This window comes from Bacillus sp. FSL R9-9497 (assembly GCF_038005805.1).
Taxonomy (GTDB): Bacteria; Bacillota; Bacilli; order Bacillales; family Bacillaceae_G; genus Bacillus_A; species Bacillus_A cereus.
Window position 1 is genome coordinate 2,964,407 of the sequence record NZ_JBBOTY010000001.1, and the last position, 18,467, is coordinate 2,982,873.

Sequence of the window (18,467 nt, forward strand, 5' to 3'; positions counted from 1 at the left end):
CCTTGCCCTCTTTTTGCATAAACAAAATATTCCATATATAAAGAATACTAAATCGCTGAATGTTTTCAAAGAATTAAAATATTTTTACACTCGGTTTATATATCTATTTCTTTTATTAATGGCTCTAATAAGTTTTAATATTGATAATCGAATATAATAAAAAGAAACCTAAATTTAAGGTTTCCCATTTTTACCAACAATTTAAATTTTAATAGATATTTTTTAGCCAAGTAATAATTCGTAGTACCTGAAACGACTCAAACCAAGTAATGAAAAACAGGAGAACAAAGAAAGAGATAAGTGATATGAATTTTAATCTTCCATCTTCACGTCTAGCAATCGCTATAATACTCAGAACCACTCCAATTAAAAAAGAAATATACCCTAATAGGATAATAGGCTCAGAATAGCTATCTATTATCCTATTTAATCCAAATAATAACATTCCAAAAGTCATCAATGTTATTGAAAATACACTAAATTTTTTCATAATTCAACCTCCAATATAATTTTACTATTTTATGGAGAGAATAATTTTTTTATGCGTATGGATGAACAATTACACTATAAAATTAGATAACTCAATTTATTTTTTCATTAAACAACTGCCTTCTTTTATACCCTCAAAGGATTTTCACTCAATTAACCCGAATATATAAATAACAATTCTCACAAGGAGTAACTTTATATGAATCTATTCGAACACGAAACATAAAACCGTTCCACTTTAATAAGAGGTCCTCCCTTTTTCTTTTCTCATCATATCATCCATTAAAAAAATAGGAGGACATAATTATGAAACGTGATCCATTATTTTTAACTTTATTAGAAAGTGCAAATACACATTTTAGCGGCTGGGATTTTTCTTTCATTTCAGAAACAGGTCGAATGAAGAGCGAGCCTTTATCGTGGTCATACGGCAGTACTGCTTTTCAGCTTATGCAACGTGCAGAATCAATGCTCGATATGGGTACTGGCGGCGGAGAGTTTTTATCTATGTTACAACCGTTCCCGTCAACTATATTCGCTACTGAGGGCTACGCTCCAAATGTGCCAATTGCTCAAAAGAAATTAGAGCCTTTAGGGGTTACCGTTGTAGAAGTGACCGATGATACTGCTTTGCCATTTCAAGATGGTCAATTTAATTTAATTATAAATCAACATGAATCGTATGCTGCTTCTGAGGTAAACAGAATTCTTTCTCCAAGTGGCGTTTTTCTTACACAACAAGTTGGCGGTCTTGATTGCGCGGAACTTAATGAGCAGTTTGGCTCACCACTAAATAGCGAATTTGCAAGTTGGTCTCTCGAAACCGCATGCAGTGAGTTAAAGCAAAATGGATTTACTATCTTAGATGCAAAAGAGGAATTCCCTTTCCAACGCTTTTATGATATTGGCGCTATCGTCTATTATTTAAAAGCAATTCCGTGGCAAATTCCTGATTTTACTGTTGAAAGGTATTGTGAGGAATTATATCGTATACATGAAATCATCTTACAAAAAGGTTATTTTGATGTGAAGCAACATCGTTTTATGATTAAGGCGATTTGTAGCTAACAAAAAGAGGTGGCAAAGCCACCTCCTTTTTGCTCCGTTTACATATGTTCTCTACTCTTTCATAATAAGAAAAGTTATATCATGCATATTACAATTATGACCAATGAATTGTATTTCTGAAACATATAATCACCTCGCATATATGATGAGAGCAAAACGTGATTTTTCACTTTACTCTTCTATTGAGAAATGAGTTGTTTTTCATATCGCTTGTTCGCATTATCTTCTGTCAAACATGCAGTTGTGTAATGAATAATATTCCGGTTATCATACGTAAACATATGTTCTAACTTATTTTCTTCTGTTAATACTGTCGGTAAGTATTTTGGTAAATTGCTAACTACTCCTCTATTATCACCATCTAATATCCAATCAATTTCTTTCCATTCTAATAGACCTTCAGCCGTACGTAATGGTGTATTCATTTGCATTCCATCTGGCAAATCAGCAACGAACACATACATTCCTTCACTAGCCTGGGGCTCATCTTTACCTTTAAAACCAACAGTCCCTTTATACGTTACACTTGAAAGTTCTATGCCCGTTTCCTCAAATGTTTCTCTAATTATTCCTTCGTATGGCGTTTCATTATCTTCTATTTTTCCTCCAACACCATTCCACATCCCCATATTCGGCTTTTTATTTCTATTTAATAGCAGTATTTTATCGCTTTTTCTAATAAAGCAAATTGTGTATTTGTACATACGATCATTTCCTTTCATTTTCCACATGAGTTATTTGGCTTATTTTCAAGTAAAAACACTCGCCTTACAATTCCTTACTACATAATATATAGTACAACTTTCATGCGTAAACACTTTACGTCAAACGAGAGAATCCTTTTTAGAAAGGAGAATTTAAAATCGATACTATAAGCAATGAATTTCTAAACCAATATTACAACAGCCTCGTATGGTTAAACGATACACACTGGTTCGGGGTTCCAATCTGTAAACTTCCCTCTGATCTCTTTTTGTATCAAGAAATCATTTATGAATTAAAGCCCGATTTAATTATTGAATGCGGGACTTTTCACGGTGGTAGTGCACTGTATTTAGCTTCTATGTTAGATTTAATTGGAAAAGGTCACGTACTTACTATCGATATAACTCCGCAGCCAAATCGACCATCACATAATCGGATTACGTATTTAACAGCATCTTCTGTTTCTGTGCAGGCCGTCCAAACAATAGTAAGCATGCGCAAACCTGATGATGTGGTTTTAGTTATTTTAGATTCTGATCATAGTAAAGAGCATGTATCCAAAGAACTATTACTATATAAATCTATCGTCACTACTGGCAGTTATATGATTGTAGAAGATACCTCCATTAATGGACATCCGCTTCTTCCCGATTGGGGGCCTGGCCCGATGGAGGCTGTGGATGAGTTTTTAACTAAAAATAATAACTTCATAATCGACGAGTCTAAACATAAATTTTTCATATCATTTAATCCAAAAGGTTTTTTAAAGAAAATAAAGTGAAACTTTAATAAGTGGGGTTTTGCTCCTCTCCCACTTATTCTATTATTTTCATTTTTGAAAAAGGATAATATACAAATTCCACCTTGCCAATTATGTTATCTTCTTCAATATATCCTAAGCCATTTCGACTATCTCTACTTACTTCGCGGTTATCTCCCATTACAAATAACTTATTTGGCGGAATTTTTGTCTTTTGAAAATTATAAAACACTTGTGTGTTGTTAAATAAATCTTTGTTTGTATATGGTTCTTCTTGCTTTTTATCGTTCACATATACCTTTCCGTTCGTTATGTTAATTACATCACCAGGAAGCCCTATTACACGTTTCACATAATATTTCGATTCATCCTCTTCTTTTATAATGACAATTTCTCCGTGTTGTAAATTAGAAAGACGTACTACTGCTTTATTTACAAATACGTAGTCTTCTTCATATAAAGTGGGCTGCATCGATTCCCCTTCCACCTTACATAAAGTAAAAGAATGGTAGCCTATGACTATCACCAAAATAAATAGTATGTACTTTCCCCAGCCTCTCTTAATCTCCTTTTTCATATCCATTCCCACCTTATAAAGCGCTTTTTAACTCAAAAAATATATCACTGCACAATATGTTTCCATGCAGTGATACTATTTTTACTGTGCCTTGTTCGGTTGTTCTACTGGAATTGAATTTGTATTTGATCTATTTGTTTTTAATTCAAAATACGCATCCAAAATTTCTTTACCAATGGCAGAATTAATTCCTGATTTATCATCATTCACCCATGGTACAACAACTGAAAAGGCTATTTCCGGATCAGCATCATATGGCGCATAACCGGCAAGAGTTAAATTATAACATTTTTTTCGGTTGTTGTTCTCATCTCTTCCAATATCACTTTCTCCACCATATACTGTCTCAGCTGTTCCTGTTTTTCCCGCTGGTTTATATGGTAGACCTTTAAACGTTCCGGTACCTGTTCCGTCAGCTTCTTGAAAAACTCTTCTAAATCCTTCTTTTACATGATTAATGTACGAAGTGTCCATATCCACTCTATTTAATACAACTGGTTCAATCGACCGAACGACTTTTCCTACATCCTCTGGTCTATTCGGTTGCTCTCTAACTTCTTGTACAATTTGTGGCTTCATTCGGTAACCGCCATTTGCAATGGTTGAAATATATTGTGCAAGCTGAAGCGGCGTATATGTATCATACTGTCCAATCGCGTAATCAAGTAAAAATCCGGGTATGTTATCAGTTCTACCTACTTGACCAATTGATTCATTTGGCAGGTCAATACCAGTCGACACACCTAGGCCAAATTGTCTAAAATAGTAGCGCATTTTATTAAATGTTTCTTGTTTAATGTCTAATGGATTATTTGGGACATAATTAATGCCTGCCATTTTTAAAGCCGTATTAAACATATAAACGTTCGATGACACTTGCAAAGCTCTTAAATCATCAATATCCCCAAATTCTTTCCACGATTTCTTCGGCTTAGAACTTCCTTTAAAATACATTGGTGCATCAAAGAAATGTGTATACGGCTTAATCGCTTCTGTTTGATATCCAGTTAATAAAGTAGCACCTTTTACAGTTGACCCTAACTCATAAGAACTTGTCATCGTTCCTAATGCATAATCTTCTATTTGCATACCGCCATCTTTATTTACAATTTTCTTTCCTGCCATTGATAAAATTTGACCGTTTTTCGGATTCATCATTACTACGAACGCACGATCCATCATCGGCTCTGCAGCATGAAAGGCTCGTAAATTCTTTTCAAGGCTTCCCTCTACTCTTTTCTGTAAATCCATATCGACTGTTAACATCAAGTTATTTCCACTTTTTCCTTCAGTCACTTTTTCTGTTCGAACAATCTTCCCTGCTTTATCCATAATATTTTTAGACTGTTCTTTCGTTCCGTGTAGTGCATCTTCGTATTGTTTTTCGATGTAACTTTTACCAATACGGTCGTTTCGATTATAATCACGAACTAAATAATAATCTAATTGTTCTCTTGGCAACCCTTCATTTTCATTAGAAACGCTACCTAGTATAGAGCGCAGTATTTTATCATTTGGGTATTCACGTTCCCAATCTACTGTTGTATCTACCCCCGGTAAACTTGCCAACCTTTCACTAACGACAGCATATTCATTTTGACTTACATCTTTTTTAACGATTTGCGGCGTCATTTTATATCCCGCATTCATTTTGCTTTTAATGGCTAGTACTTCTAGGTCTTCTTTTGAAAGTTCACTTAATTCTTCTTGTGTAATTCTTTCCCTACGTAACTCTTCAACTTTTTTATCTAATTCTTTCCCTTCTATCTCCTGCTTTCTAAATTTACTCTCATCTTCTTTCGTTACTTTCGCTGCTGCCCGCTTTTCATTTAACTGCATCCAAAAATCCTTTTTATCTGTTTCTGTTAACTTGTCTATGTCCTCTTGCGACATTTCAATTAGCTTAGCTAAATCTCTTGCTACTTGTAAAACTTCTTTCGAGTCTACTCCTCTCATTTTCGTATATGTAACGGTTCGCAATGGTTTATTATTTACAATAACGTGGCCTTGCCGATCAAACATTTTCCCTCTAGGAACGGGAGTGCTTACCGTTACATCTTCCTTTTTATTTACTTCATTTCTATACGTTTCTCCATCAATGATTTGTACTTTACCTAATTGAATTATAATAGCTGAAAATAAAAGAAAGACAATAAAAAATAGTACATTTAACCGAAATGGAATATGAGTCTTTTTCTTTTTCGATAGTTTTTTCTGCTCCTTTTTCTGTCTCATTTCGCTCCCTCGCTTCATTCTATTAACATTTCTACGCAAAGTCATTATGTATCAAATTTATTTATATGATATATATAGAATTTTATATTAATTATAAAAGAAATAAAAGATTTAATTTTCAGTTTTTTATTTTTATACCCTATTTATTACCATTCCCTTAATGCACAATAAAATGAATATTATTCTAAAAGAAAAATGGGGCAAATTTATTTTTATACCATTAGTTTACATTTCTTTGTATACTAAAGAAATAAATTCATAAAAGACATTACTTAAGGAGAGAACGAAAATGACAGATTCGTTTATCATACATACTAAAACGCCACATTGTTTAAACTTTATGATCTACATTCAAAATATTTATCTCAATCAAAAAGGAAAAAAAGAAAATTTTCGTTTTCCTTACATAACAAAAACATTACATTTCTCCACTGACTTTAAAACAAATTTCAAAGAATTATGGCTGACTCTTCGTAAGCAAACTGCTAACGACAGATATGATTTACAAATTTTCCACGAGGAAAATCATATATTTTATAAGAAACTTTTTGACGCTAATTTATGTGATGAGGAATCATTTAAAGAATTAATATGTAGCTTTAAAGTATGGTGGACTAGCATAGTAGGTCAGCTTTCAATAGAATGTTCCGTAAGTAATTATAGTGAACAACTTTATAATGACTTAGTTTTATACTTAAAGCAAAACGAAATAGAGCCTTTACAACAGCTACATATTAGCTTACTTTATGACGATTGTGTATTCACTAAAGATAATATTACTTCTTACTCTGCTATTTTACCTATGAAACAATTTTTTATAAATTATAGAGATGTTGTTACTACATTATCAAAATGTTTTCATATGGCTTAAAACAGCGATTACTCAAATAAAAAACTGAGGTATCTACCTCAGTTTTTTCGATAACTTATTTCATTAAAGATACCTCTTCAACAAATTCACCAATTTTATTTTGAAAAACATAATCAAAGTTATATTCCTGTCCTGTTAACTCTTCATTTACTAAAATAGTTGTTGCCCCTACTTCTCTCTTTGCGATTTGTGGGAATGAAGCGACAGGTTGTACTTTTAATGACGTTCCCATAACGAGAAGTACATCTGTTTCATATAAACGTTTCATTGCATTTTGATATTGAGGCAGTGTATCTCCGTATAAAACAACGTCTGGATTTAAAATGAAATTACACTTCTGACAGCGCGGCACTTCATGATCAATCATATACTGTAAATCATATCCCGCTTTACACTTCGGACAATGTGCTGTTTGAAGTGTTCCATGTAAATCAATGACATGTTTACTGCCACCTAATTGATGTAAACCGTCAATATTTTGCGTTAAAATCGTAATATCTTTCCCTTGTTCTTCTAGCTCAGCTAAAAAACGATGTCCACGATTTGGTTTATATTGATGGAACGTATTAATTTGAAAGATTTCTTTATAATGCTTCCAAAATTCTTTCGGACTTCGGTTATAGTACCCTCTTGATAAGTACATCTCCACATTCGCATCAGCATACAATCCATTTGCTGAACGGAAATCTGGGATACCACTTTCCGTACTTGCACCAGCGCCTGTTAATACTGTAATTTTCTTCGCTTTTTCTAAAATTGAACGTACTTCTTCAAATTGTTGCACAAAAATCACCTCTATGTATTTTCCTATTCTTATTATACCAGTTGTTTACAGGAGGTGTTGTACAATTCATTTTACTTAATGCGTTGCGCCCCCAATCTCTACAATATCTACTTCAACTGTCATCGTTACTTCAATTGCCAATTCTATTCCCTTACTAATAGTAGAAAGTGACATACTCGGTTGCCCTGGATAATTACTCGCTTGTTCTGGTAAAAACGGAATATGAATGAATCCGCCTTTTATTTTCTTATCATGTTTCTCTAGTTCATGCATAAGTCCATAGAATAAGTGATTACAAACGAATGTGCCTGCCGTCTGTGAAACAGATGACGGTATGCCCTCTTCGCGAAGTTTTTTTACGATTGCTTTCATCGGAAGTGTAGACCAATACGCAATCGCTCCTTCTTCTACAACCGGTATATCTACCGGCTGATTTCCTTCATTGTCTGCGATTCTTGCATCATCAATATTAATTGCAACACGTTCTATCGTAATATCTGGTCTGCCCCCAGCTTGTCCAATGCATATAATAATTTCCGGCGCTAGTTCTTCTATATACTCTTTTAATACGCTTATTGATTTATGAAATACAGTTGGTACTTGTTTGCTTATTACCTTGTATTCTCCAATTGTTTTTTCATGCAAACCTTTTGCTACTTCCCAAGCTGGATTGATATTTTCTCCGCCAAACGGATCAAACCCTGTTAATAATACTGTTTTCATAGTTTTATCCTCCTAATTAAAAACGATATACAAGGCCGTACATAATAAACATATTTATGATAAAAATTGAAAGAGCAATTGGTACTTGCGCTTTAATAACCGCATTTTTATCCTTTAGCTCTAAAAGCATCGCAGGTACGATATTAAAGTTTGCTGCCATTGGTGTAAGCAGCGTTCCGCAATATCCAGCAAACATACCGAGTGCTGCCATAATTGCTGGGTTTCCGCCGTGCATTTGAACTATTAAAGGTAAGCCAATTCCGCCAGTAATAACAGCAAACGCTGCGAATGCATTTCCCATTACGACTGTAAATAGCATCATGCCTAAACAGTACGCCATAACAGCAACGAACGGATACTCTGTCGGTAATACTTGACCGACTAAATCTGAAACAACTTGTCCAACGCCAGATTTCGCGAAAATACCGCCAAGTGCTGCTAACATTTGTGGTAAAATGACAGCCCAGCCGACAGCTTGTAATAGTCTGCTTCCTTCTTGAACAGGCGTTGTTATTTTTGATTTTGTAATACGCATCGCCGCGACGAATGCGAGTAATGCACCAAGCGCTAACGCTACTAACGTTACTTTATCTGGATCAACAAGAGAGACATTTCCCCATTTAATTTTCCCTAACGTTAACGTACCGATAATTGTAAAAATAGGAATTAATAGTGCAGGCATAAAAATTTTATTTTTTAATTTCTCAGCATGTTTCACACGTTCTTGTACTGGAACTTCTTTTTCCTCTGATTTTGTCACTTTATTTAGCGAGGCTAAAACGACCATAGCGAGCACGATACAGCCCACGTAAAACGAAGGAATTACATTTCCAAATAAAAATGTAACTGCAAACAATGCCCAAAATAAACTAGAACCGAATCTGTTTGGATGTTCACGATCGAATGCGATACGAACAGCGATAAAAGCAACAATTATCCCTAATACATAATAGATTGTATCCATTGTGATGATGTTCATATTAGATTGCCTCCTTCTTTTCTTTTCCTTCTGCCTTCATTGTTTTCTCTATATATTTGTCAAACCTTCTAAATCTAATCCAGCTTACAATAAGTGCAGATATTGCTGTCGGAATGCCCCAAAGTGCCATATCCCATACACCGACATGCATACCTACTGAATCGAAGAATCCTTTCATTAATAAAATAGCACCAGTTGCGATGAAAATATCTTCTCCGAAAAACCAAGCTGTATTTTCCGCAGCAGCTGCGTTTGCTTTAATCTTTTCTCTTAATTTTTCAGGAAGTTTACCGTATTTACCTTGCGCGGCCCCTTCTGCCATCGGTGCAACGAGCGGCCTTACTGTTTGCGCATGCCCACCAATATTAAGCCCTAGTGCTGCTGATGATTCTCTTATCGTAAAATATGACATTAATACTCTTCCAGTTGTTGCTCCTTTTGATTTCGTTATAAGTGCTTCGGCTCTTTCTTTTAAACCGTAACGCTCTAAAATTCCGATTACAGGTAAAGTTAATATAATTGGCATAGACATATATCTATTTTCTATGAAAAATTTACCGAACATGCTGATCACATCATAAAAACTTAATCCTGAAACCATACCAGTAACAATACCTGCAACCATAACTACTAAAAGTGTGTTTAATCTAAATAAAAAGCCCACTGCCACTAATAATATTCCGATTAATTTCACCAATTCCAACACTTCCCCTCATTTTTTATTTCGGTGCACATATAGAAATACCATTATGTTCGAATGTTCTGTATATTCTTTCTGCAAATTGCACTGCTTTTTCCCCATCACCGTGTAAACAAATCGTTTGCGCCTGAACTGCTACTTTCTCTCCATTGATCGAATTTACATGGCCTTCTTTCACCATTTGAAGTACTTGCTTTATCGCTTCGTCTTCATCTTTTATAAGCGCATTTTCTTCTGTACGGCTCGTTAATGTACCATCTTGCTTATATGTACGATCCGCAAAAGCCTCTTGTACGAGAGTTACTTTGTATTTTTCTGCAGCCTGTATAAATGCCACGCTATTTGCTAATCCATAAAGTAATAGACTTGGATTTATACGATAAATTGCCTTTGCGATTGCATCTGCAATTTCCGAATTAGACGCCGCCATATTATATAAGGCACCGTGCGGCTTTACATGATGCATCTTCCCGCCAGCCACTTTTACAAACCCGTCTAATGCGCCGATTTGATATAAAACATAATCGTATACTTCACTTGCTGAAACATTCATGTTTCTTCTACCGAATCCAATTAAATCAGGAAATCCAGGATGCGCCCCTATTGCTACGTTATGCTCCAAAGCTTTTTCAACAGTTTGACGCATAACAGACGGATCACCTGCATGAAAACCGCAAGCAACGTTTATAGAGGAAACGAACGGAAGAATTTCACCATCATTCCCCATCTTATAAGCTCCAAAACTTTCTCCTAAATCACAGTTTAAATCGATTGTAGTCACACTGTTTTCCTCCTAATTTTAACTTCGTAAAGCGATAAATCTCTTTAATAGATTGCTATTTACTTCTTGTTCTATGTACAATTGTTCCGCTTCTTCAAGCGTAATTTTCTCAAAAGAAACATAGTCCCCCGGCTTTAGCTGGGCAAGAAGAGGTAAATCTACTGAAATGATATTTCCCATTCTCGGATAGCCACCTGTCGTTTGCCTATCTGCCATTAATATAATCGGCTGTCCACCATTAGGAACTTGAATGGTTCCAAATGTAACAGGACTCGATAAAATCTCTTTTTCTTCAATCCTATTTAAAACTTCTCCCTCAACCCTGTAGCCCATACGGTCAGCATAATTAGATACCTTATACTCTTTCGTAAAAAATGCCTTTCTACTTTCTTCGATAAATTGATCGTATTCAAAGTCAGTTATGACACGAAGCTTAGGATGTTTCTTATACTTTGGTAGTACGCTGTTGCTAATTACCCATTTCGTTTTTATTCGCTCATCTTTTTGTAAGTCTTGAATGAAACGATTCGCCATTTCTGAGTACGTACCAATTTGAAAACAATCTCCTTTTTTCAGCATTCTTCCTTCTATACCACCAATCGCAGCACGTATGTACGTACTTTTGCTTCCCATTGTACGCTCAATATGTATACCACCCGCAAAAGTCACATACGCTCTACAACCACTTTTCACTTTTCCAAAACAAAGCATACTACCTTCTTCCGCTAAAATGGGACGCCATAATGGGATACGTTCTCCATTTAACAACGGTTCCATATCAGCCCCACCAATTGCGAGTAAAGTCGTTTTCTTTATTAACAATTTAGGACCTAAAATCGTCATTTCTAATCCTGCTTCATTCTCTTCATTACCGACTAACATATTGATGAGCCTAAGCGCATTTTTATCCATAGCACCCCCAACAGGTACACCAAACTGTTGATAATAAGATCGCCCTAAATCTTGGACTGTTGTAAACATTCCTGCATGCAAAACCTCTACATCCATTCTTTAGCCCCCTCAAGAGATACATACTCTTCCTTCGTTATCGGGATAAATCGTAAATACATACCACTTTGAATATATGTTGGTATTTCTTCTTTCGGATTAAATAGAGTAATAGGTGTTCGGCCGATAATATTCCATCCTCCTGGTGTTTCAAGCGGATATATACCTGTTTGATTTCCGCCAATACCTACTGAACCAGGAGAGATTTGTAACCGTGGTGTTTCTTTTCTAGGTGTTTCTAATTCTTTTGATAGTCCTCCTAAATACGGGAACCCTGGTGTAAAACCTAACATATATACAAAATATGTAGTTTCACTATGTATTCGAATCACATCTTCTACTTGTAAACCTTTATAATGTGCAACCTCTTCTAAATCAGGTCCATATTCTCCCCCGTAGCACACTGGTATAGAAATATGTTTCACATCCTGTTTTACTTCTTCTTTATAAGAATCACACAGCTCCTTTATATACTGGCGAACGTAATCATATGATCTTTCACTTCTCTCATTTCTCTTCCATACTTCGTATACATTGTAGTAAACAGCTAATGAAGTAAACGACGGAACACACTCAATCATTCCTGCAAACGGATGTTGTTGCAGTGCTTGAAATAACCGCTGTACTTTCTCATATATACCCATCTTAATTTCTTCACCAAATGTAACAATAATTGCTTGATCCCCTAACGCAGAAAATTTCATCCTACTCCCTCTTTCTATGCCAAAAAGCCGAGTTCTTTCGAAATGCGATGCGCTGTTTCTTTCACCTTCGCAATAAAATATGAAATGTTACTTTCGCTGTACTCAATTGCTAATCCTGAAATACTAATGCCTGCTACAACCGTTCCATCGCTCGCGAAAATGGGTGCTGCTATCGCGGCTGTATGATTTTCTAACTCAGAATAACTAATTGTGTAGCCTTCCTTTTTTGCCATTTGCAACACTTCTAACAATTGTTCCTTATCCACGATTGTTCCATCTGCAAACTGTTTTAAATCCACTTCCTCTATGTATCTCCGTTTCTCTTCCTCAGAGAAATACGATAGTAAAATTCTTGGACATGCACCAGCATAAAGCGGTGCTCTTCTTCCAACCGCCGTATACACGCGTACCGGCTGAACACCCTCCATCTTTTCAACGTAAATTGCGTCATTACCATCTTGAATTATTAAATTAACTGCCTGTCCTAAACTATCTCTAAGTTCTTTCATATAAGGAATTGCTATATTTCTTACTGATAATCGTTGTGAAACAAGTTGACCGAACCGTAAAAATACAACCCCTAAACGATATTTCCCCTTTTCGTTTTTTTGTAAAAACGCCATCTCTTCTAACGAGCCAATTAAACGATAAACAGATGTTTTCGGCATATTTGTAAGCCGAACCACCTCAGTTAAACTTAGCTCTTCATGCTCATAAAACAACTCTAAAATATCCATTGTCTTAACTGCCGTTTTATTTATACTCATTCTATCTCCCTTTCGTTCCAAATTACGGAACTTAAATTCCATTTTTCGAAACAAACATATAATTTAAAATTATAAAATATTCTTTCAATTCAATCAATAGATTTTAAGCAAATAAAAAAGTATGGAAGAATATCTCTCCCATACTTCACCACACTTTATAACGCTCTTACTTGTTCCAACGGCCAGAAAACAGCTTGTCCTTTTCCGACAATTTCATCTTCTGAAATAAAGCCAAACATGCGACCATCCTTAGAAACTTCACGATTATCCCCTAAAACAAATACTTGGCCTTCTGGCACTTTCGTTTTCCCTGTGATTTGTTCTAACGTAAAGTCTGGAGTTAATACACGGCCTACTGCTTTTTCTTTAAACTTTTTTAAATATGGTTCTTCCATCGCTTTTCCGTTTACATATAAAACATCATTTTTATACTCAACTGTATCGCCTGGCAAACCAATTACTCGTTTTACTAAATCGTATCCTTCTTTTCCGTGGAAGACGATAATATCAAAGCGATCTAATCCACTTATACTATAACCAATCTTATTCACGAGAACTCGTTCGTTATTTTTTAAAGTGGGCATCATCGATTCACCTTGCACTAAAGAAGGTGTAAATAAAACACCGCGAATAATAGCAATTAATACAAGGGTAAACCCTATCGTTTTAGCCCATGAGAATAATTCTTTCTTTGTATTTTCCTTCATCGTTTCTCCTCTTTCTTAAGCACTTATTTTATTATTTCAACTAATTCTTTTACTAAATTAGGATCTATTTCAGAAAAACATGATTTTCCTTCTCTTACCGCTGTACCGACGTGAGCTTGCGAAATTCCAGTTTCATCTAGCAATCGCTTTATATTTTCTTTCGTCACGCCAGCTCCAGCTACAAGCTGAATTTGACCATCGCTTACCTTTTGCATTTCTGTAAGCACCGGAATATTCTCTACTATATTTCCTTGTCCACCTGAAGTTAAAACGTGAGTCACTTTATGAAACTTCTTTAAAGTTCTCATCGCTTCTACTGGATTTTCTATATCATCTATCGCACGGTGGTACGTTACATTTATTCCATCTACAACAGATAGTAAGTCCGCTAATTTCTCTTCATCCACTTCATTTCGTTCGCTTAATACGCCTAATACTACACCAGCTGCTCCTAACTTCTGTGCAACTATAATATCTTCTTTCATCATTTCAATTTCTTCTTCCGTATATGTAAAAGACTTCGCATGCGGACGAATCATAACATGAATTGGTATACTTACCGCTTCTACCGCTTTTTTTATAAAAGCATAACTCGGTGTTAAACCACCTTCTGTATAAGATGAAATTAATTCAATCCGCTTCCCGCCAGCGCTTTCAATTCGTTTTACATCTTCTAAACATGTTGCAATAACCTCTAGCATGAGATGACCTCTTTTCGTGCTTTTTTCTTATTATAACATTAGTAAAAATAAGAAGCCTAGCTTTCTCCTTTAAAACTTAAAAAAGAAGAATGAAAAGAAAGATTTTTTTATTGGCAACAATTATTGGTAACATCCTATTATTCATGTACACTCCTACCATAATGAAAAAACCCGTCATTTTGACGGACTTTTCTAATTTCAAGCTTTTCTTTCCTCAGTTTTCATATCAATGCCTAATTGATCTTCCAATAACTTTACACCTTTCTTTGTAAGATGGACAGCTCGGTTCTTATCCATTTTCGTAATCCATCCCTGTTCAAAAAGCAGTTTTGCAATTGCAGACCCTAACCAACCAGAAATATGATAACGCCGTTCACTCCAATCAAGGCAAGGTTTTGCAAATACCCTCCTTTTTGTATCTGCCTCATCAACATTTATTCCAAAATTCAGAAACCATTGCTTACCTTGTTCCGTTACAATGTATTCTCCATCCTCTAAAATTATAAATTGCCTATCTAGTAATTTTTCAGTTATCTCTACACCGAGTTTGCCTGCAAGATGATCATAACAAGTTCGAGCATAACGAATTTGTTTTAGTTGACTTGATTGTTTTAAAGAGCGAACTTGAACTGTTGGTGCGATTGTCCCTAACTTTTCAAGCACTTCTGCAACTTCTTGATTAGCAAGTCGATAGTAACGATGTCTACCATGTTGTTCAACTGTAAGTAAATTCCCTTCTACTAATTTAGAAAGATGAGAACTAATTGTTGGATGTGACACTTTTGCCATATAAGCCAATTCACTAGCGGGTAGTGCCTGATTATTCATTAGACAATCTAATATGATTGCTCTTGTAGGTTCAGCAATTAGTTTAGCTATATATGAGATATTCGGATATACATTCATATTTCGATGATACCCTAACTATTAAATTGATACAATTATTTTAAGTTTAATAGTAAAGGAGAATTTATTATGAATGCAATTGATCTTAGTATATTAAATTTGAAAGAAACGAGAAGGCGCTCAAAAAAGTTATGGAATTCTCTTCCTAATAATTTTCTTAATTGGAAGCCTGATCCTGAGGCTATGTCCTTTGGTGAGATGATTCGTCATGTGTGGAGTTCAACTTTTTACTATCATATGATTATAAAAAACAACGGTTCAATAAACGACATATGTATCCCGTATGATGACGAGCCGATTACTTGTGTAAAAAAAGAAATTGAATTGGCACAATCATACTTTACTGACTTCATAGAATATGTTCAATCAATAAGCATAGCCGAGCTAGATTCAAGACTTATTGATAGAAGCGATGTTGGCTATCAACGATATTTAGGCGATATGCTATTACGAATTGCCTATCATGATGCGGTCCATGCAGGTCAATTTTTACAATATTTACGAATGGTTAACTTAGAAAGACCATTAATTTGGGATTAAATACGAAAAATGTTTATACAACCTCCAAACTGGCATTACAATAAGAATTTTTCAACAAGAAACAATCAAAAAACCATGATAATCATTTATATTAAAAACCTACATCTCAACTAAGTACTTCATACACATAAAAAGCACGGGTTTGATTACTAATCAAACCCGTGCTTTCAAAACAACTATAGTATCCATAAACAATAAAATGTAAGCTTTAAAAACTACGACCGAAACGCCGCATCCGCCAACATAGACAATGTTGCATCATCCATCGGTGGATTATGCAGTCCTGCTCTGACGTTTAAATAGTAACGATGGAGCGGATTTTTTTCTGATAAACTTTTTGCCCCTACGATGCGCATCGATTTATCCACTATAGATATCGCCGCATTTGTTACAGCATATTTCACAGCTGCTAATTCTGCTTGCAGTGATAGTTTATCTTCTGCCTCATCGTACTTTTTCGCAATTTGATATAAAAAGACACGAGCTTGCATAAGCTCGAGTTCTAATTCTCCAACTAATCTTCTAACATTCGGCAATAAACTAATAGAATGGTTTAAACTGTTTGGCTTGTATGATTCCGCAAATTGAACTGCATAATTTCTTGCTGATTGTGCAATTCCTAAATAACATGCTGGTATATGTAGCAACCAGCCAACACCCTTTTGTTTTACTTTCCCACCTTTTATATCTGTAAAAAAGCGACTTTCTATCTCTACATTTTGTAAGACAAGGTCGTGGCTAGCAGTCCCTCGCATTGCAACGCTATCCCACGTTTCTTCAATAGATACACCGAGTGTATTTCTTGGAATAACAAACTCACCAACTTCTTCTTGGCCTTCCATACTTGCTGAAATAATAAAATAATCAAGTACTGGCGCCATCGTTGTAAAAGTCTTCCTTCCATTTATAACCCACTTCTCGCCTTGTTGAACCGCTATTGTTTCTGGTTTGCCGCCACGCGTCGGACTCCCTGTTTTCGGTTCTGTTGCTGCCCTGTTAAAGAGCGCACCATTACGTACTTCTTCGCAAAACCATTTGAACATCTCATCATTCCAAGAGCGATTTTCCGCTAGCTCTTTCACAATGCCAAGATGCCAGCCAATCGATAATGCAGTAGCTCCGCAGCCTTCCGCGATTTTCTCTTGAAATAAAACAAAGTCATATAAAGAAATCGCACTACCACCAAATTCCTTCGGTAACGTTAATTTCGTATATCCGATATCTTTCAAATCATTTATATTTTCATACGGAAATGATCCTAATTCACTTAGCTGATGCTCCCTTTCCATGAACTTCGGAATCAATTTATTTATTTGTGCAATAATGAAAGATTGTTCTTCTGTTTCAACAAATGAGAGTGCCATACTATAATCTCCTTTATGTTCGATTCATCAACCGCTCACTTTTTCATTATGATTATATGAAGCTACCTCTCTATTGTTTCACTATTCCGATAAAAATACAATGTTTTTGACTAATAAGAAAAGTTCCTATTTAAGGATAGGTTCTTTTCTTATGTTAATCTCCCTTCAATGCCTTTAATGGCAAAGAGGTTACATATCCAATATACGAGAATAATTCTTTAAAGAAGAATGGAATTTCTGTGTCTAACGTTTTATATGCTGATGTCGGCGTTGGTGAAGCATACGCTTCAATATTAATATGTTTTGCAATTCTCATTGCGCGTTTCATATGAAGTGGATCACTTACAATCGTGTATGTGCGTATTCCGTTCTCTATTCCAACTTGCTTCGCATTTTTTAAATTTTCTTCAGTGAAAAGGGATTTAGTTTCAATTAAAATATCTTCCTCTTTTACACCTTGTTTCATTGCATATACTCTTGCAGTACGTGCTTCCTCAAGTTCTGCTTCGAACTTTGTACCACCTGTAAAAATAATCTTTTTAATATTTCCGTTCTTATATAAAGAAATCGCATGATTAATTCTTTCTTTAAATACAGGAGATGGTTTTCCGTTCCACGAAGCTGCTCCTAGTACGATACCAGCATCCGTTTTCACGTCATCATTTGCTTTAAAACGATAACTCCAAATATCGTAAGCTGCATAACTTACATATAAAATAGCAGAACAAATCATTAGTAAAAATACTTGAAAGATTCGTCTTTTCTTACTCTTCTTATTTTCTTTCATTTGTAATTGCCTCCGTACATCATCCATACTTCTATAAAAAACATTTATATCAAATCGTTTTGTTTGAGTTTATTTAAAAGAAGGAACTTTACTTGTTATTTATGTATAAAAGGGTTTTCATTTAAAATTGAGGATTATCAATTCATTTTCATTTGCGGTTTTCATTACATTTTTTAAATTCATAAGTTTATTACCATACAACTACATTGTAACGAATTTTTTCTCAGAAGGGAACGATGAAACAAAAGGAATTAAAATAAAGTAGCATTTTGTAAGAAAAAAGGTATATTTTTCATATGTCACGAACAATA

Annotated in this window: 21 protein-coding genes; 4 read left to right on the plus strand and 17 right to left on the minus strand. The window is 35.0% G+C overall.

Annotated elements, in window-relative coordinates; translation table 11 throughout:
- Positions 1 to 208: 208 nt before the first annotated feature.
- Positions 209 to 490 (minus strand): hypothetical protein, encoded by a 282-nt coding sequence (locus MKY21_RS15315; protein ID WP_000714730.1) that lies wholly within the window; start codon positions 488 to 490, stop codon positions 209 to 211.
- A gap of 305 nt (positions 491 to 795) precedes the next feature.
- Here MKY21_RS15315 and MKY21_RS15320 point away from each other — a divergent pair, with 305 nt between their 5' ends.
- Positions 796 to 1,557: a methyltransferase domain-containing protein gene (locus MKY21_RS15320; protein WP_061663382.1), complete on the plus strand. Its 762-nt coding sequence runs from the start codon at positions 796 to 798 to the stop codon at positions 1,555 to 1,557.
- A 179-nt stretch (positions 1,558 to 1,736) separates the two neighbouring features.
- Here MKY21_RS15320 and MKY21_RS15325 read toward each other — a convergent pair whose 3' ends face one another.
- A complete protein-coding gene (locus MKY21_RS15325) occupies positions 1,737 to 2,261 on the minus strand; it encodes an NUDIX hydrolase (protein WP_069605089.1) in 525 nt (174 codons plus the stop codon).
- A 158-nt stretch (positions 2,262 to 2,419) separates the two neighbouring features.
- Between MKY21_RS15325 and MKY21_RS15330 the strand changes: the two genes are divergently transcribed.
- Positions 2,420 to 3,043, plus strand: a complete 624-nt coding sequence (locus MKY21_RS15330; protein ID WP_080119249.1) for a cephalosporin hydroxylase family protein — start codon at positions 2,420 to 2,422, stop codon at positions 3,041 to 3,043.
- Positions 3,044 to 3,077: 34 nt separating this feature from the next.
- On the opposite strand, the gene lepB (MKY21_RS15335) is transcribed toward MKY21_RS15330, so the two are convergent.
- A complete protein-coding gene (gene lepB, locus MKY21_RS15335) occupies positions 3,078 to 3,599 on the minus strand; it encodes a signal peptidase I (RefSeq protein WP_033682956.1) in 522 nt (173 codons plus the stop codon).
- An 81-nt stretch (positions 3,600 to 3,680) separates the two neighbouring features.
- Positions 3,681 to 5,834 (minus strand): peptidoglycan D,D-transpeptidase FtsI family protein, encoded by a 2,154-nt coding sequence (locus MKY21_RS15340; RefSeq protein ID WP_098616791.1) that lies wholly within the window; start codon positions 5,832 to 5,834, stop codon positions 3,681 to 3,683.
- A 289-nt stretch (positions 5,835 to 6,123) separates the two neighbouring features.
- Here MKY21_RS15340 and MKY21_RS15345 point away from each other — a divergent pair, with 289 nt between their 5' ends.
- Positions 6,124 to 6,705: a hypothetical protein gene (locus tag MKY21_RS15345; protein ID WP_016118190.1), complete on the plus strand. Its 582-nt coding sequence runs from the start codon at positions 6,124 to 6,126 to the stop codon at positions 6,703 to 6,705.
- 55 nt (positions 6,706 to 6,760) lie between these two features.
- Here the strand turns inward: MKY21_RS15345 and MKY21_RS15350 are convergent, their stop codons facing one another.
- The 11 genes from MKY21_RS15350 to MKY21_RS15400 form a co-directional block, all read right to left on the minus strand.
- Complete coding sequence (locus tag MKY21_RS15350) at positions 6,761 to 7,489, minus strand: NAD-dependent protein deacylase (RefSeq protein ID WP_001183800.1); 729 nt, start codon at positions 7,487 to 7,489, stop codon at positions 6,761 to 6,763.
- A gap of 75 nt (positions 7,490 to 7,564) precedes the next feature.
- Complete coding sequence (pcp, locus tag MKY21_RS15355; RefSeq protein WP_000859713.1) at positions 7,565 to 8,212, minus strand: pyroglutamyl-peptidase I; 648 nt, start codon at positions 8,210 to 8,212, stop codon at positions 7,565 to 7,567.
- A gap of 16 nt (positions 8,213 to 8,228) precedes the next feature.
- On the minus strand, positions 8,229 to 9,191 hold the full coding sequence (locus tag MKY21_RS15360; RefSeq protein WP_001021658.1) for a DUF979 domain-containing protein: 963 nt from the start codon (positions 9,189 to 9,191) through the stop codon (positions 8,229 to 8,231).
- A gap of 1 nt (position 9,192) precedes the next feature.
- A complete protein-coding gene (locus MKY21_RS15365; RefSeq protein ID WP_000239811.1) occupies positions 9,193 to 9,888 on the minus strand; it encodes a DUF969 domain-containing protein in 696 nt (231 codons plus the stop codon).
- Positions 9,889 to 9,910: 22 nt separating this feature from the next.
- Positions 9,911 to 10,672, minus strand: a complete 762-nt coding sequence (gene pxpA, locus MKY21_RS15370) for a 5-oxoprolinase subunit PxpA (RefSeq protein ID WP_000207352.1) — start codon at positions 10,670 to 10,672, stop codon at positions 9,911 to 9,913.
- A gap of 18 nt (positions 10,673 to 10,690) precedes the next feature.
- Positions 10,691 to 11,680: a 5-oxoprolinase subunit C family protein gene (locus tag MKY21_RS15375; protein ID WP_098616792.1), complete on the minus strand. Its 990-nt coding sequence runs from the start codon at positions 11,678 to 11,680 to the stop codon at positions 10,691 to 10,693.
- Positions 11,671 to 12,384 (minus strand): 5-oxoprolinase subunit PxpB, encoded by a 714-nt coding sequence (pxpB, locus tag MKY21_RS15380; RefSeq protein WP_000672278.1) that lies wholly within the window; start codon positions 12,382 to 12,384, stop codon positions 11,671 to 11,673. The genes MKY21_RS15375 and pxpB overlap by 10 nt, the downstream gene beginning before the upstream one ends.
- Positions 12,385 to 12,398: 14 nt before the next feature.
- The gene (locus MKY21_RS15385) at positions 12,399 to 13,151 is read right to left on the minus strand and encodes an IclR family transcriptional regulator (RefSeq protein ID WP_000026393.1); all 753 of its coding nucleotides are present in this window, start codon (positions 13,149 to 13,151) and stop codon (positions 12,399 to 12,401) included.
- Between the two features lie 155 nt (positions 13,152 to 13,306).
- Positions 13,307 to 13,858: a signal peptidase I gene (gene lepB, locus MKY21_RS15390; protein WP_000662498.1), complete on the minus strand. Its 552-nt coding sequence runs from the start codon at positions 13,856 to 13,858 to the stop codon at positions 13,307 to 13,309.
- A 23-nt stretch (positions 13,859 to 13,881) separates the two neighbouring features.
- On the minus strand, positions 13,882 to 14,559 hold the full coding sequence (locus MKY21_RS15395; RefSeq protein ID WP_341076720.1) for a copper homeostasis protein CutC: 678 nt from the start codon (positions 14,557 to 14,559) through the stop codon (positions 13,882 to 13,884).
- 198 nt (positions 14,560 to 14,757) lie between these two features.
- A complete protein-coding gene (locus tag MKY21_RS15400; RefSeq protein WP_044796870.1) occupies positions 14,758 to 15,465 on the minus strand; it encodes an ArsR/SmtB family transcription factor in 708 nt (235 codons plus the stop codon).
- A gap of 69 nt (positions 15,466 to 15,534) precedes the next feature.
- Between MKY21_RS15400 and MKY21_RS15405 the strand changes: the two genes are divergently transcribed.
- The gene (locus MKY21_RS15405; protein ID WP_341076723.1) at positions 15,535 to 16,005 is read left to right on the plus strand and encodes a DinB family protein; all 471 of its coding nucleotides are present in this window, start codon (positions 15,535 to 15,537) and stop codon (positions 16,003 to 16,005) included.
- 215 nt (positions 16,006 to 16,220) lie between these two features.
- Here the strand turns inward: MKY21_RS15405 and MKY21_RS15410 are convergent, their stop codons facing one another.
- Together MKY21_RS15410 and MKY21_RS15415 are read right to left on the minus strand one after the other, a co-directional pair.
- Positions 16,221 to 17,369, minus strand: coding sequence for an acyl-CoA dehydrogenase family protein (locus tag MKY21_RS15410; protein ID WP_001218341.1), 1,149 nt, complete (start codon positions 17,367 to 17,369; stop codon positions 16,221 to 16,223).
- Positions 17,370 to 17,523: 154 nt separating this feature from the next.
- The gene (locus MKY21_RS15415; protein ID WP_000662216.1) at positions 17,524 to 18,156 is read right to left on the minus strand and encodes a YdcF family protein; all 633 of its coding nucleotides are present in this window, start codon (positions 18,154 to 18,156) and stop codon (positions 17,524 to 17,526) included.
- Between the last annotated feature and the right edge of the window lie 311 nt (positions 18,157 to 18,467).

Coding starts and splice junctions, on each gene's coding strand:
- MKY21_RS15315 (WP_000714730.1), bottom strand. CDS start 490: ATGAAAAAATTTAGTGTATTTTCAATAACATTGATGACTTTTGGAATG.
- MKY21_RS15320 (WP_061663382.1), top strand. CDS start 796: ATGAAACGTGATCCATTATTTTTAACTTTATTAGAAAGTGCAAATACA.
- MKY21_RS15325 (WP_069605089.1), bottom strand. CDS start 2,261: ATGTACAAATACACAATTTGCTTTATTAGAAAAAGCGATAAAATACTG.
- lepB (WP_033682956.1), bottom strand. CDS start 3,599: ATGAAAAAGGAGATTAAGAGAGGCTGGGGAAAGTACATACTATTTATT.
- MKY21_RS15340 (WP_098616791.1), bottom strand. CDS start 5,834: ATGAGACAGAAAAAGGAGCAGAAAAAACTATCGAAAAAGAAAAAGACT.
- MKY21_RS15345 (WP_016118190.1), top strand. CDS start 6,124: ATGACAGATTCGTTTATCATACATACTAAAACGCCACATTGTTTAAAC.
- pcp (WP_000859713.1), bottom strand. CDS start 8,212: ATGAAAACAGTATTATTAACAGGGTTTGATCCGTTTGGCGGAGAAAAT.
- MKY21_RS15360 (WP_001021658.1), bottom strand. CDS start 9,191: ATGAACATCATCACAATGGATACAATCTATTATGTATTAGGGATAATT.
- MKY21_RS15375 (WP_098616792.1), bottom strand. CDS start 11,680: ATGGATGTAGAGGTTTTGCATGCAGGAATGTTTACAACAGTCCAAGAT.
- pxpB (WP_000672278.1), bottom strand. CDS start 12,384: ATGAAATTTTCTGCGTTAGGGGATCAAGCAATTATTGTTACATTTGGT.
- MKY21_RS15385 (WP_000026393.1), bottom strand. CDS start 13,151: ATGAGTATAAATAAAACGGCAGTTAAGACAATGGATATTTTAGAGTTG.
- lepB (WP_000662498.1), bottom strand. CDS start 13,858: ATGAAGGAAAATACAAAGAAAGAATTATTCTCATGGGCTAAAACGATA.
- MKY21_RS15395 (WP_341076720.1), bottom strand. CDS start 14,559: ATGCTAGAGGTTATTGCAACATGTTTAGAAGATGTAAAACGAATTGAA.
- MKY21_RS15400 (WP_044796870.1), bottom strand. CDS start 15,465: ATGAATGTATATCCGAATATCTCATATATAGCTAAACTAATTGCTGAA.
- MKY21_RS15405 (WP_341076723.1), top strand. CDS start 15,535: ATGAATGCAATTGATCTTAGTATATTAAATTTGAAAGAAACGAGAAGG.
- MKY21_RS15410 (WP_001218341.1), bottom strand. CDS start 17,369: ATGGCACTCTCATTTGTTGAAACAGAAGAACAATCTTTCATTATTGCA.
- MKY21_RS15415 (WP_000662216.1), bottom strand. CDS start 18,156: ATGAAAGAAAATAAGAAGAGTAAGAAAAGACGAATCTTTCAAGTATTT.